This is a genomic window from Planctomycetota bacterium (genome assembly GCA_033763975.1).
Classification (GTDB): Bacteria; Planctomycetota; Phycisphaerae; order Phycisphaerales; family UBA1924; genus RI-211.
Genome location: JANRJM010000013.1, coordinates 138,850 through 152,322, shown reverse-complemented (window position 1 = coordinate 152,322; position 13,473 = coordinate 138,850). Strand labels below are relative to the sequence as shown.

The 13,473-nt window shown below is 73.8% G+C and carries 10 protein-coding genes; 7 read left to right on the top strand and 3 right to left on the bottom strand.

Features of this window, described 5'->3' with window-relative positions:
• Positions 1–27: 27 nt before the first annotated feature.
• On the bottom strand, positions 28–639 hold the full coding sequence (locus SFY69_08000) for a hypothetical protein (protein MDX2131978.1): 612 nt from the start codon (positions 637–639) through the stop codon (positions 28–30).
• A 142-nt stretch (positions 640–781) separates the two neighbouring features.
• Here SFY69_08000 and SFY69_07995 point away from each other — a divergent pair, with 142 nt between their 5' ends.
• Together SFY69_07995 and SFY69_07990 are read left to right on the top strand one after the other, a co-directional pair.
• Positions 782–1,246, top strand: a complete 465-nt coding sequence (locus SFY69_07995; protein ID MDX2131977.1) for a thioesterase family protein — start codon at positions 782–784, stop codon at positions 1,244–1,246.
• Positions 1,225–1,500, top strand: coding sequence for a hypothetical protein (locus SFY69_07990; protein ID MDX2131976.1), 276 nt, complete (start codon positions 1,225–1,227; stop codon positions 1,498–1,500). The genes SFY69_07995 and SFY69_07990 overlap by 22 nt, the downstream gene beginning before the upstream one ends.
• Positions 1,501–1,506: 6 nt before the next feature.
• On the opposite strand, the gene radA is transcribed toward SFY69_07990, so the two are convergent.
• The gene (radA, locus tag SFY69_07985) at positions 1,507–2,925 is read right to left on the bottom strand and encodes a DNA repair protein RadA (protein MDX2131975.1); all 1,419 of its coding nucleotides are present in this window, start codon (positions 2,923–2,925) and stop codon (positions 1,507–1,509) included.
• Positions 2,926–3,030: 105 nt separating this feature from the next.
• Here radA and SFY69_07980 point away from each other — a divergent pair, with 105 nt between their 5' ends.
• The 4 genes from SFY69_07980 (at position 3,031) to SFY69_07965 (ending at position 10,730) form a co-directional block, all read left to right on the top strand.
• Positions 3,031–7,200 carry a hypothetical protein gene (locus SFY69_07980; protein ID MDX2131974.1) on the top strand — a complete coding sequence of 1,390 codons (4,170 nt, stop codon included), beginning with the start codon at positions 3,031–3,033 and terminating at the stop codon, positions 7,198–7,200.
• A 17-nt stretch (positions 7,201–7,217) separates the two neighbouring features.
• Positions 7,218–8,333 (top strand): LOG family protein, encoded by a 1,116-nt coding sequence (locus tag SFY69_07975; GenBank protein ID MDX2131973.1) that lies wholly within the window; start codon positions 7,218–7,220, stop codon positions 8,331–8,333.
• Between the two features lie 9 nt (positions 8,334–8,342).
• On the top strand, positions 8,343–9,377 hold the full coding sequence (locus tag SFY69_07970; protein MDX2131972.1) for a hypothetical protein: 1,035 nt from the start codon (positions 8,343–8,345) through the stop codon (positions 9,375–9,377).
• A gap of 69 nt (positions 9,378–9,446) precedes the next feature.
• Complete coding sequence (locus SFY69_07965; GenBank protein ID MDX2131971.1) at positions 9,447–10,730, top strand: HD domain-containing protein; 1,284 nt, start codon at positions 9,447–9,449, stop codon at positions 10,728–10,730.
• A gap of 2 nt (positions 10,731–10,732) precedes the next feature.
• On the opposite strand, the gene SFY69_07960 is transcribed toward SFY69_07965, so the two are convergent.
• Entirely contained in the window at positions 10,733–12,589 is a 1,857-nt protein-coding gene (locus SFY69_07960; protein ID MDX2131970.1) for an HlyD family efflux transporter periplasmic adaptor subunit, read from the bottom strand.
• Between the two features lie 108 nt (positions 12,590–12,697).
• Between SFY69_07960 and mqnB the strand changes: the two genes are divergently transcribed.
• Positions 12,698–13,393, top strand: coding sequence for a futalosine hydrolase (gene mqnB, locus SFY69_07955; GenBank protein ID MDX2131969.1), 696 nt, complete (start codon positions 12,698–12,700; stop codon positions 13,391–13,393).
• Positions 13,394–13,473 lie beyond the last annotated feature (80 nt).

The window sequence follows — 13,473 nt, the reverse complement described above, 5'->3', positions numbered from 1 at the left end:
TAGGGGTGGGCGGGGCGGTCCAGACAGTCAGCGCCGCCGGCGCAGGGAGGCGGCGACGAAGAAGATCCCGAGCGCGGCCGCGCTGTGCGGCGCGGGGACGATGACGCGGAATGCGGCGTACGGCTTCTCGTCCTGCTCCCAGGAGCCTGACTCATCCCCGCGCCACACGAGCGTGCCAACGTTGGTAACGCTGCCGATGTACCAGTCGGTGCGCTGCGCGAGGCTGACGATGGGCTGACGCACGACGAGGAAGTACGGGGATCCGCCGGACAGCGAGGGCCCATTGGCAATGTCGACGGAGGTGAACGAGAGCGAGCCGGGGGGCGTGACCGGGAGGTTGATCGGCCATTCTCCCAGGCGTGCGCCGGGAAGTCCCGCGTCGTCTGCGTAGAGCTGCACGACCGGCGCGGGCGTGAGGTTGTTGCGCACGGCGGACAGGGTGATGCGCTGAACGGGCCCGGAATCGCGGGAGATGAACCGGAACCCGATCTGCTCGACATTGGTGGAGTTGGTGTACGGCACGGCGTAGAACAGGTTGGTGCTGTGGGTGCCGGCGGGCGTGTACGTGTCGAACGCGACCTGCGCGCTCGAGAGAGTGGTACCGCATGCGAGCACGACGATGGCGGATGCGTGGCGCACAATCAGCTCCTCTGGGATGCTCGCCGGGGCGCGCAGTCGCGCAGGTCTACGCGACGCTCCCGGTCCGCCCGCGGTCACGGCTCCGGTGAGGAAAGACGCGACCGCGCCGGGAAGGTTCCCGGAGTTCGGCTATGTTTTTGGCGTGAAGGGCCATGCTCAACGCGCGCACGCGGCGGGCGAGATCCCCGCGGTGGCGCCCGCGACCAGCGGGGCGCTGCGCCTGCGCGTGCGGTACGTCGAGTGCGATCCGATGGGGGTGGCGCACCACGCCGCGTACGTGCCCTGGCTGGAGGCCGCCCGGACGGAGTTGCTGCGGACGTCGGGCGTGTCGTACGCGCAGCTCGAGGCGCTGGGCGTGTTCCTGGTCGTGGTGAAACTGGACGTGCGGTACCGGCGTCCGGTGCTGTACGACGACATCGTGGAGGTTCGCACGCGCGTGCGGGGCGCGGGCAGGGTGAAGATCGAGCACGAGTACGACCTGGCGGTGGTGGAGCGCGCGGGTGCGCCGCTCGACGAGGTCGTGGCGGCGGCGTTCACGACGCTGGCGTGCGTCGACCGCGAGGGGCGCGTGGCGGAGGTGCCGGCGTGGCTGCGGGGCGGGGCGTGAGCGGGTCGGTGTACGACGGACTGACGCCGCGCCACGCGGTGTGCGAGGCGTGCGGGCAGCACCTGGGCGGCACGGAGGTGAAGGGTGGCGCGCTGGTGTGCCCGGAGTGCGGGCACGCGAACGTGATGGGTCTCCCGCCGCCGGGCACGCACGCGGCACGCCTGCGCCGGGTGCGCGCCCGGCGGACGGTGGTGCGTGTGCTGATGATCGGCGTGCTGGCCGCGGGGCTGGTCGCGGTCGCGCTGCTGATGTGAATCGCGTCAGGTGAGGTGCTCGATCGCGCGGTCGACGTTCGCGACGGGGCAGAGTTCCAGCCCGCGCACGGTGTGTGTGATGCCCGGGGGGCAGAGCAGGCGGGCGTAGCCCAAGCGGGCGGCCTCGTGGACGCGTTGTTCCATGCCCGGCACGGGGCGGATCTCGCCCCCCAGGCCGACCTCGCCGACGCACGCCGTGCGAGGCGAGAGCGCGCGGCGCAGGTGGGCCCCGGCGATGGCGAGCAGGAGGGCGAGGTCGCTGGCGGGCTCGACGACGCGGACGCCCCCGACGCTGCTGGCGAAGACGTCGCGGTCGGCGAGGCGGAGGTCGGCGTGCTGTTCGAGCACGGCGATGAGCATGGCGAGGCGGTTGGGGTCGATGCCCGAGGCCTTGCGCTTGGCGGCGCCGAGAAAGCCGGTGGCGGTGAGCGCCTGGAGTTCGACCATCAGGCAGCGCGTGCCGGTGAGGACGGGGCAGACGCACGACCCCGGGCGGGCGGCGTCCATGGCGGCGGGGCCGGAGCCCTCGGGGGCGGGGCGCAGGCCGGCGCCGGTCATCTCGAACAGGCCGACCTCGAGGGTGGTGCCGAAGCGGTTCTTGACGCCCCGCACGACGCGGTGGGCGTGGTGCCGGTCGCCGTCGAAGGTGAGGACGCAATCGACGAGGTGTTCGAGGAGGCGCGGGCCGGCGAGCTGCCCGTCCTTGGTGACGTGCCCGACGAGGACGACCGCGACGCCAGAGGCCTTGGCGAAGTAGACGAGTTCGGCCGCGCAGCGGCGGAGTTGCGTGACGCTGCCGGGCCCGGCAGGGACGTCGGGCTTGTAGATCATCTGGACCGAGTCGATGACGAGCACGCGCGGGGCGACGCGCCGGGCCTGCTCGACGATGCGGGCGAGGTTGGTATCGGCCAGGACATGCAGCGAGATCGGGGCGCGGGTGCCCTGGGGCGCACTGTCGTCGCGCAGGCGGCGCGAGCGCAGCGCGACCTGCTGCGCCGATTCCTCGCTGGTGACGTAGAGCACGCCGCTGCCGGAGGCGGCCCAGGCATACGCGGCCTGGAGGAGCAGCGTGCTCTTGCCGATGCCCGGTTCGCCCCCCACGAGCACGACCGACCCGGGGACCAGGCCCCGGTTGTCGGCGGTGCCCCCGAGCACGCGGTCGAGCTCGCCGATGCCCGTGGGCAGGCGCCGGACGATCTCGCCCTCGGGGTCGATCTCGTCGATGCGGGCGGCGAGCGCGGGGGCGGTGTCGGCGTCGGGGGCCATGGACGCGGCGATGCCCTTGTGCGTGTCGTTGGCGGCGAGCGGGTCGAGGGTGGTTTCTTCGAGCGCGTCCCACGTGCCGCAGTCGGGGCACTTGCCGAGCCAGCGGGGATGAGCCGAGCCGCAGGAGCGGCAGAGGAAGACGCGTCGGGCCTTGGCCATGGCGAAAGCGTACGGGAGATGGGCGGGTAGCGGGAATGACGGTGCGCGGGGTGCAGTATCATGAGCGGTGGCCCGGGTGTGGGTGGAGGGCCGTTGGAACACCCCATGCCCGCGCGCGTTGAGCCCGAACCCGTTCGACCGCGTCGACGCCGCTGGCGCCGACGCGCGGCGTGGGCGGCGGGCCTGTTGATCGTGCTGGTGCTGGGCGGCTGGTGGCTGGGGCGAACGGTCGTCATCCGGGCGCTGGTGCTGCGCGACCTGGCGGCGTTGACGGGCGGCGAGGTGACGGCGGCGCGCGTGCGCCTGCACGCGGACGGGCGGGTGGTGATCGAGAAGAGCGAGGTGCGGGCGCCCGGGGTGTCGGGCGTCGGGGGCGTGGTGTTCTCGGCCGAGCGCGTCGAGGCGGATGTGGACTGGGGTTCGGTGCTGCGGGGCAGCCCGCGGCTGACGTCGGTGCTGCTGGTGTCGCCCGTGGCGCGCCTCAGCCAATCGACGCGGGACGGGTCACTGGCGGCGGCGGCGCTGAGCCCGACGTCGTCGCCGACGGGGCGCTTGTCGATCCCGACGGTGGTTGTGCGGTCGGGGACGGTGGAGCTGGGCGAGCACGACGGGCAGGGCGGGTATCGGATGCTGCGCCAGGTGCCGGTGGCGGGCGAGGTGGCGCGGGCGGAGGACCAGTCGGGCGGGATGATCATCGCGTTCAGCGAGCTGGGGGCCGATGGCCTGCCGGTGGCCGGGCCGGGCGGGCTGCAACTGACGGGCGCGATCACGGACGATGAGGTGCGGATCAGCCTGGGCGTGGTGTCGCTGTCGTCGTGGGACGCCGATTCGATGCCGGGCGCGTTCCGCGAGACGTTCCGCGCGCTGGCGATGGAGGGGCACGTCTTCGGCGGGACGCTGCGCTACGGGTTTGACGGGCGGGTGGAGGCGAGCGCGGCGTTGCGGGGCGTGGCGCTGACGCTGCCGGTGGGCGTGAAGCCCGGCGAGGACGCGGACGGACGGGACGTGCCGGTGCGCCCGGAGGACTCCGAGAAGCGGCTTCGGCTGGAGCAGGTGAACGGGACGCTGTCGTTCACGACCGAGGGGCTGCGGGCGTCGCTGAGCGGGCTGATGGAGGGGCTGCCGTACGACGTGACGCTGACAACCGAGGGGAACACGCCGGACGCGCCGTTCGTGTGCACGATCCGCTGCGTGGACCTGCACGTGGCGCAGAAGCCCGAGATCCTGAAGTTCGCGCCCGGGCTGGTGCGTCGGCGGCTCGAGCAGTTCTCCGACCCGACGGGGACGATCGACGTGGCGGTCACGATCTCGCGGGCGCGGAGCGCGGCGCCGGACGAGTTCTCCGTGAACGGATCGCTGCGCCTGCGGAACACGACGGCGGCGTTCGAGCGCTTCCCGTACCGCTTCCACAACATGCGGGGCGAGGTGGAGTTCGACGACCGGCGGATCGTGATCAAGAGCATCGAGGGGGAGGCGCCCGGCGGGGCGACGCTGCACGCGACGGGGCTGATCGAGTCGCTGACGGAAGAGGCCGCGGTGACGGTGGACGTGACGGCGAAGAACGTGCCGATCGACGGGGTGCTGCGCGAGGCGATGGGCCCGCGCGGGTGGATCCTGGACGAGCTGTTCTCGCGCGAGGCGCACGAGCGCCTGGTGCGCGAGGGGCTGCTGGACGCGTCCGCGCCGCTGCCCGGGGGCACGGTGGACGTGCGGGCCCAGGTGCGCCGTGAGCCGGGGCACGGGAACATCTGGCACGATCGCGTGACGATCGCGGTGCCCGAGGCGCGGGTGCTGGCGCCCGACCTGCCCGTGCCGCTCGTTGCGCGGGGCGTGACGATCATCAAGGACGATCAGGAGGCGACGGTCTCGGGCGGGACGATCGAGATCGTCGGCGGGGGCACGCTCACGCTCGAGGTCCGCGCGGACGTCTCGCGGATCAATCAGCCCGACGCGCCGCTGCGTCCCACGGCGCACGTCGAGGCCCGGGGCGTTGTGCTTACGCCCGCGCTGCTGGCGGCGGCGCCGGCGCAGGTGTCGCTGGGCGAGGTGTCGCTGCACGAGTTCCTCCGCCGCCTGAACCCGCGCGGGTCGATGGACGCGACGATCACCATGGGGGCCGACCCCGTCGGGTGGCGCGTGCGAGCGACCGCGACCGACCTCGCCGCGTCGCCCGCGTCCGAGGATGGGGCGGAACACGTGTCGATCTCCGGGGTGCGTGCGGCCATCGACGCCGACGCCGGGGGGATCGACGTCGAGGTCGCCGGGCTGCTGGGCCCGGCCGGTGCCGAGCCGGGCGCGTCGGCGACGCTGCGGGTGCGACGGCGCACGGGCGAGGGCGGGGGCGTGCTCGAGTTGCACGCGGGCGCGGCGGGGCTGGACCTTCGCACGCCCGTGGAGGAAGTGGTGGCGCTGGTCTCGCCCGACAGCGGGCGGACCATTCGTGAGGCGCGCCGAACCTATGACCCGCGCGGGCGGGCGGGGCTGCGGGTCGACGTTCGTCGGGCGCCGGGCGAGGCGCGTCCGGCGGTCTCGGTGCGCGTGGCGGAACTGGCGGGCGTGTCGGCGGTGCTGGACGGGCACCGGGTGAGCCTGGAGTCTTCGACGGGCGCGATCGAGGCGGCGCGGGCGGGCGACGACGCGTGGCGGGTGTCGTTCGCGGAGTTTGAGGCGGGGCTCGCGGTGGATGGCGAGGCGGACGGGACGCTGCGCGCGTCGGGGTCGTGCCGCATTGATGGCGCGAGCGACGACCTGCCCCTGACGCTGCGGTACACGGGCGCGCGGTTCGAATCACCCCTGGTGCGGACGATGCTGGGGAAGGGTGCCCCGCCCCGGCTGGCGGCGTTCTTCCGGGATTCGGACCTGCGCGGGCGCTTTGACCTGGACGCGGTGCTGGCGCCGCGCGCCGACGGCGGCTGGGACGCGACGGGCTCGGTGCGGCCCACGACGATGCGGGCGCGCTTCGACGACGTCGAGATCGACTTCCCGAGCGTCGAGGGCGTGATCGAGTTCTCTCCACGCCAGGGACGGATGCGCGGGGTGGTGCTGCGGGCGCCGGCGTGGACGGCCAAGGCCGAGGGCGGGTGGCTGCTGGCCGACGACGGCGGCGCGTCGATCGAGGCGGAGACGTCGCTGGAATCGAGCGGGCTGCCGCCCGACCTGGTGGCGCTGGCGCCGGGCGCGCTGCGCGCGGCGCTGGCGGACCTGCGGGTGCGCGCGGTGGGCCCGGTGCAGGTGGAACGGGCGCGCGTGGGGCTGACGACCGGGGCGGACGGGGCGCTGCGGGCGCTGGGGGTGGAGGGGCGCGCCCGGTTCGCGAGCCTGGGCATGCAGGCCGGGGTGACGGTCGAGGACGCGTCGGGCGAGGTGGAGTTCGTGGTGCAGCGCGATGCGCCCGAGTCGGGCGTGACGTTCGAACTGCTCGGGGTGTTTGATTCGGTGCGCGCCGGGGGCCTGGGGCTGACGGGCGCTCGGGCGAGGATCATGGGGCTGGCCGACGGGACGGTGCTGGTGCCCCACTTGGCGGCGTCGTGTCATGGCGGGCGCGTGGCGGGCGAGGTCGAGATTTCCGGGCCCGCGCCGGGCGGGCGGCGGTACGAGGCGACGATCACGGCGTCGAACGTGCGGTTCGCGTCGATGCTGCGCGACCTGGGGCGGACGAGCGCCGCGCCGGGGGACGACGGGGCGGGCGAGGCGGACGAGCCCGACGGCTCGCGCGGCGTGCTGGACGCGAACCTGTCGCTGGCGGGGCTGCTGAACGATCCGTCGTCGCGCCGGGGTCGGGGGACGGGGGTGGTGCAGGGCGGGCGGGTGGTGAACATGCCGCTGCTGGTGCCCCTGGTGCGGGTGTCGAACCTGCAGATCCCGATCGGCGAGCGCGTGGACTACGCGGGGGCGGAGTTCTTCGTGCTGGGCGAGTACGTGAACTTCGAGTCGCTGACGGCGTCGTCGCGGTCGGTGGAGGTCTTCGGGTTCGGGACGGTGCGCCTGCCGGGGATGGAGCTGGACCTGCGGTTCCGGCCCAAGGCGCGGACGCGCATCCCGATGGTGACGGGGCTGCTGGAGGGGATCCGCAACGAACTGGTAACGGTGCGGGCGGAGGGGACGCTGTCGGCGCCGGAGTTGAAGGTGTCGACGCTGGCGGGGACGACGCGGTTCATCGGGCAGTTGTTCGGGGAGGGGCCCGACGAGCAGGAGCGACGGCTGCGCCGGATCGAGGAGCGGGCGACGCCCGCGCGGGACCTGCGGCGGTCGCTGGACGAAGTGCGGGCGGAGTAGCGCTACACTCGCCTCCCATGCCGCTGGATGAACCACAGGATCGCCCGGAGGCGGTGGTCGACGCGATGGCCGAGGCCGCGGGCGGGCCGGTGAGCCCGGTCGCCCGGCGTGCGGACTCGCCCGAGGTGCTGCAGGCGATCGACCGGCTGATCGAGCAGACGGGCGGGCGGCCCGGGACGTTCGCGGCGCGTCTGGTGCGCGAGCTGGTGCAGACGTCGCTGAAGTTGATCCCCGACGGGCGGGACACGGGCGAGATCAAGCTCTTCACGAACGCGGTGAAGGAGCTTCGGTACGCGTACCGGGTGTTCGCGAAGTTCCGCGACCCGCACAAGGTGACGATCTTCGGGAGCGCGCGGACGCCCGAGGCGCACCCGGATTTCACGGCGTGCGTGGAGTTCAGCCGCCTGATGGCCGAGGCGGGGTGGATGAGCATCACGGGGGCGGGGCTGGGGATCATGCAGGCGGGGCACGTGGGGCCCGGGCGCGACGCGAGCTTCGGGGTGGCGATCCGCCTGCCGTTCGAGACGAGCGCGAACCCGGTGATCGCGGGCGACGAGAAGCTGATCAACTTCCGGTATTTCTTTACGCGCAAGCTGATGTTCGTGTCGCAGGCGGAGGCGGTGGCGCTCTTTCCGGGCGGGTTCGGGACACTGGACGAGGCGTTCGAGGCGCTGACGCTGGTGCAGACGGGCAAGAGCACGCCGATCCCGATCGTGCTGGTGGAGGGGGCGGGGGGCGACTACTGGCGCTCGTGGGACGGGTGGGTGCGGTCGCAGTTGCTGGCGCGCGGGTGGATCAGCCCGGAGGACCCGGGGATCTATCACCTGGCGCGCGACCCGCGCGACGCGGCGGAGCACATCTTCCGGTTTTATCGGGTGTACCACTCGTCGCGGTACCTGCGCGACCGGCTGGTGATCCGCCTGCGCGGGACGTTGACGCCCGAGGCGCTCGACGCGCTCAACACCGAGTTCGCGGTGCTCGTGAAGTCCGGGCGGATCGAGCAGAGCCCGGGCCCGCTGGAGGGCGAGGACGGCCCGCCGGGCCTGCCGCGCCTGCACTTCCACCACACGAAGCACAAGTTCGGGCTCGTGCGGGCGCTCATCGACCGGATCAACTCGTTCGAGCCTGCGTAAGGGGACAGCATGGGACGCGGAGCGAAGCCGGTGCGATCGGTGGAGCGTGTGCGCCGGGTGCGCGCGGGCGCGCCGGGTGTGCGCGCGGTCGTCCCGGCGGTGCTGGTCGGGGCCACGCTGGCGTGCGCCGGCCTGGGGTTGGGCGGCTGCGCCTCGCGCGAGCGGCCCGACCCCGTGCTGAGCGCGGGCTCGCAGGCGGAGACGGCGGGCGTCGAGGTCTCGTGGTGGCTGGTCGAGGAGCAGCCCGCCGCGCCCGGAGCGCCCAGCGCCCGCGAGGTGTTCGCCTCGCTCGAGCGACGCACGCCCCCGATCGACTGGCGCGCGCTCGAAGTGTGGCGGGCCAACGGGATGCGCGTGCTCGCGGTGCCCGCGGCGGAACTCTCGCGCGTGCGCGCCCAGCTCGGCGTGTCGGGCCCCGCGCAGTCGCAGTGGCTGGGCGAGGTCACGGTGTGGACCGAGGTCGCGCGCTCGCCCGAGGGGCGCCGCTCGACCGTGTGGCTCGACAACGGCGCGCTCACGCTGCGCGACGGGCGGCTCAGCCTGGCGCTGCGCTGCTGGTTCGCGCCCGACCGCCCGACCGACGGCGCCGCGAGCACGCAGCCGGGCGTGCTGGAGGTCGAGCTGGTCCCGCGGTTCGTACCCGCGGCGGACGACGCGACGCGCCTGCGCGCCCCGGCCCCGCGGGGCGGGGGAGAGGCCGACGGGACGCCCGGCGTCGCGGGCGCGGCGCCGATCGTGTTCGATCGGCTGCGGCTGGGCGCGTCGATGCGGGGCGGGGATGCGCTGCTGGTGGTGGCCGAAGCGCCGGAGACGGACTGGCAAGGGCCGCCGGGCAACGCGGGCGAACCGGGCGCGCGTCCGCTGGGCCCGCCGGTGCCGGGCGCGCCGACGCTGGGCGAGCACCTGCTGGGGTCGGCGGGGTCGGCGGGCTCGGGGCGGCGGACGCGGCTGGTGCTGGTGATCACGCCGTCGGTGCCCGGCGTGTTCCGCATGCTGTCGGACGCGGGCGGGCCTCGCGATCGTGTCGTCTATGACGTCCGATAGCGGGCGGTGCCGGCGCGCGACGCGGGACGCGGGCGGGCGAGCGGCGCGGGGCGCCGATGTACGCGGACCATGCTGCGGGTGCCGATCGTGGAAGCGCGCGAGGGGATGATCCTCGCCGAGCCGGTGCTGCACCCGGGCTCGGCGCGGACGGTGCTGCTCCGCACGGGGGCACGGCTGGAATCGCACGCCATCACGCGTCTGCGCGAGATGGGCGTGCGCGAACTCTGGGTGCGCGTGCCGGGGCTCGACGACCTGGTGCGGATCGTGGACCCGCAGTTCCGGGATTCGTGCCGCGAACTCACGCAGAGCCTGGCGGCGTCGATGGACGGCGCGATCGCGGGGTCGTCGGTCGAGGTGGATTTCCGGTCGTACCGGCGCACGGTGATGGGCATGATCGAGCGGCTGGTGATGAACCCGCGGGCGGGCGTGTTTCTCTCCGAACTGGGGGACCAGGCGCACCCGCCCGCGCGCCACGCGGGCAACGTGTGCGCGCTGAGCCTCATGATGGGGCTGAAGCTCGACTTCTATCTCGTGCGCGAGCGGGCGCGCTTGGCGGCGGGCGTGGCGCGCGACATCTCGCCCCTGGGCGTGGGCGCCTTGTTCCACGACATCGGCATGACGCGCCTGTCGCCCGACGCGCTGGAGCGCTGGAACCGGACGTTCGACGAGTCGGACCCCGCGTGGCGCGAGCACCCGGCGCTGGGCTTTGATCTGGTGAAGGACTCGCTGGAGCCGGCGGCGGCGGCGGTGGTGCTGCACCACCACCAGCGCTGGGACGGGGAGGGGTTCCCGTGCATCCCGACGCTCGAGGGCGCGTGCGTCCCGCCGCGGGCGTCGGGGATTCACGTGTTCGCGCGGATCGTGGCGGTGGCGGAGACGTTCGAGCGATTCCGCCACCCGGCGCACGCGCCGGGCGCGCGCGACGATCTGACGCCCCCGCGCCCGGCGGTGCGCGCGCTGGCGATGATGCGCCGGGCCGAGACGCGCGCGCGTCTGGACCCGGTCGTGCTGCGGGCGCTGGCGGAGGTGGCCCCGCCCTACCCGCCGGGCAGCCTGGTGACGCTGTCGGACGGTCGGCGCGGGGCGGTGGTGACGTGGACGGCGGAGGACCCGTGCCGCCCCACGGTGGAGATCCTCGGCACGCTGACGCCGTCGCGTCGTGCCGAAGCGCGGCGTGAGCGGATCGACCTGCGTGCGACGACGGACCTGCACGTGGCGGAGATCGACGGGCACGCGGTGGCGGGCGACAACTTCGAGCCGCTGGCCGAGGACATCAGCCTGTCGACGCTGTGCGGGCGGCTGGACGGGCGGCAGAGCGCGTCGGCGGGCGCCGGGTCGCCGAAGGCGGCGTGAGGCTACTGACGCTGCGTCGTGGGGGTCGGGGTAGGTGGCGTCGCGGCGGGGGTCTCCGCCGCGGGAGGCTCGGTGGTGGGCTTCTCGGCGACGGGCTTCTCAGCGGCGGGCTTCTCGGCGGCGGGCTTCTGCGGGGCGGGTCGGGCGCCGTCGCCGGCGCGGCCTTCGCGACCGGCACCTTCACGTCGGGCGCGGTCGGGGCGTTGGCCGGCGCCGGGCGGGACCATGCCGGGGGGCGGGCCGCCGGCGACGGGGCGGCCGTCGGCGCCGATCTTGTAGCCGAGGGTGGTGAGGACCTGGGTGTCCCAATCGCGGGTGAGGATCTCGCCGGGGGTGGGCTCGCGGATGAGCACGACGTCGCCGGGGTTGAGGCCCGAGATGATCTCGGCGCGGGTGTCGGAGCGGCGGCCGAGCTTGATGGGCGTGCGCTTGAAGCGCGAGCCCTCGGGCGTGTAGACGAAGTGGACGGGCCCGTCGCTGAACACGCCCTGGACGGGCACGGCGAGGGCGTCGGTGACGGTGTCGAGCGTGATGTTCGCCTCGCAGCGCATGGCGGGCTTGAGGTCGGAGTTGCCGGCGGAGTGGATCGCCAGGCGAACGGTGTACTCGCGGAGGTTGGGGTCGCGCCAGCCGCCGGTCTCGGCCATCACGCCGATGCCCTCGACGGTGGCGGCGAACGTGCGAGCCCCCGCCGCGTCGATGCGCACGGTCGCGGTCTGTCCCGGGCGGACGCGTCCGGCGAGGCTCTCGCTGACGCGGACGGCGGCCATCATCTCGGTGGTGTTGGGCAGGATCATGAGCAACTGGTTCGGGTAGACCTGCTGCCCGATCTGCAGGGGGCCCTCGCTCCCGCCCCGCCAGGAGTTGCGTTCCATCGAGGTGGCGTAGACGACCAGCCCGTCGCTCGGGGCGAGGATGGTGGCGGCGGCGCGGTTTTCCTCGAGCTTGCGCAGGCGGCGTTCGACGATCGTCGCCCGCTCCTTCTGCGCCTCGAGGCGCTGGCGCTTGTTCTCGAGTTCGTTCAGCGCGGTGAGGCGGATGCGCTCGAGGTTCGCGAGCGCCTCGTCGACGTCGGAGACCTTGCTCTTCTCCTCCATGACGAGCTCGTACTGCTCGTACACGTCGCGGGCGAGCACCGCGGTGTTGTACGCGGAGATCGCCTCGATGTACGACACCTCGTCGCGGTCGCACTCGTCCTTGCTGACGAAGCCCTCCTCGAGCAGCTCGCGGCTGCGGAGGAACCGCTCGGCGAGACGGTCGAGCTCGAGGCTGGCGCGGTCGATGGCGAGCGTCAGGTCCTGACGCTTCTTCTTGACGTCGCCCTCGCGCCACTGCTGCAGCGCGAGCTGCGCGAGATCGACCTTGAGCTGCCCCTGGCGGATGTTCGCCTCGTTGTCCTTCTCCTGGATGTTGAAGGCGGTCTGGGCGCTGCCGAGCTCGGCGGCCTCGGTGCGCAGTCGCAGCGACTCGTCGTCGATCTTCTGCTGCAGCGAGTCGGTGTTGAGCTGCATCAGCAGGTCGCCCTTCTTCGCCCAGATGCCCTCGGCGGCGATCTGCACGATGGTGGCTTCCTGGTCGAGCGGGCTGCGGATCTCGATGCGCTCGCGGGCCTCGAGTTCGCCGCTGGAGGTCGTCACGACGTCGAACGAGGTGCGCTCCGCGACGGCGCGATCGCCGGTGAGCGCCGCGCCCGCGCGCCCGCCGCCCGCGCGGGGCTGCGCGTTGGCGCCCCAGCCGGCCATGGCGGCGAGCAGGGCGGTGAGCGCCGCGGCGCCAGCGAGCACGCCCACGACGCGTCGGCGGACGCGGGCGTGGCGGGCCGTACGGGCGCGATCTGAGCCGGGGGCGCGGTGCGTCATCGGTCGCTCCTCTGCAAACGCGGGGCACATTGGGCGGGTGGCATAGGCAGCGTAGGAACCTCGGACGACGGGCGCGCACCCCGGGCGGGGCCCGTTCTATTCTCTGGGATGACCGTCGCGGCAGATTCCGTCACGGGCGATCGCGTGCTGATCGTTGTTGCGCACCCGCGCGAGGTGGCGGCGGTGTGCCGCGGGCTGGGCGGAAGGCCCGGCGAACTCTGGAAGATCGTGGCGGCGGGCGCGCACGCGGACGTGGCGTGGTGCGGGGTGGGGAAGGCGAACGCCGCGGGATGCGTGGGGCGCGTGTTTGATGGCGCGCGCCACGGGGCGGTGCTGAGCGTGGGCGTGGCGGGATCGCTGCCGTCGCCGGGCGCGCCGGGGCTGCGCGGGGTGATCCTGGCGACGGCGAGCGTCTTCGCCGACGAGGGGCTCGTGCATCCGGGCGGGTTTGATGATCTTGCGCGCATGGGGTTGGCGCCCGAGGGCGTGACGTTCCCGGTTTCGGAGGAACTAGGGCGGCGGATGGGGGCGCTCGCGGATATCCGGGCGCCGATCGCGTGCGTGTCGGCGTGCTCGGGCACCGACGGGGCTGCGGCGGAGGTCGCGCGGCGTACGGGCGCACTGGCCGAGGCGATGGAAGGGGCGGCGTGCGCGCTCGCGGCGGCACGCCTGGGCGCGCGGTTCGCCGAGGTGCGCGTGATCAGCAATACCACGGGCGACCGGGCGCGCCAGGCGTGGGATCTGGAGGGGGCGCTGGGGCGGCTGGAGGCGGTTATCGGCCCGGCGGTGGGCGCGCTGCGGTGATCCGATCGCCTGGGCGGTCTGCGCGGGGTGCGAAACTCCTGCTGCCTGCGACGTCCCTGAACCGGCGTGCTCCGGGCTCC

What these genes read in the sequence shown, in the direction of transcription:
- mqnB (MDX2131969.1), top strand. Translation starts at nt 12,698, where the DNA reads ATGACCGTCGCGGCAGATTCCGTCACGGGCGATCGCGTGCTGATCGTT.
- SFY69_07970 (MDX2131972.1), top strand. Translation starts at nt 8,343, where the DNA reads ATGGGACGCGGAGCGAAGCCGGTGCGATCGGTGGAGCGTGTGCGCCGG.
- radA (MDX2131975.1), bottom strand. Translation starts at nt 2,925, where the DNA reads ATGGCCAAGGCCCGACGCGTCTTCCTCTGCCGCTCCTGCGGCTCGGCT.
- SFY69_07960 (MDX2131970.1), bottom strand. Translation starts at nt 12,589, where the DNA reads ATGACGCACCGCGCCCCCGGCTCAGATCGCGCCCGTACGGCCCGCCAC.
- SFY69_07980 (MDX2131974.1), top strand. Translation starts at nt 3,031, where the DNA reads ATGCCCGCGCGCGTTGAGCCCGAACCCGTTCGACCGCGTCGACGCCGC.
- SFY69_07965 (MDX2131971.1), top strand. Translation starts at nt 9,447, where the DNA reads ATGCTGCGGGTGCCGATCGTGGAAGCGCGCGAGGGGATGATCCTCGCC.
- SFY69_07975 (MDX2131973.1), top strand. Translation starts at nt 7,218, where the DNA reads ATGCCGCTGGATGAACCACAGGATCGCCCGGAGGCGGTGGTCGACGCG.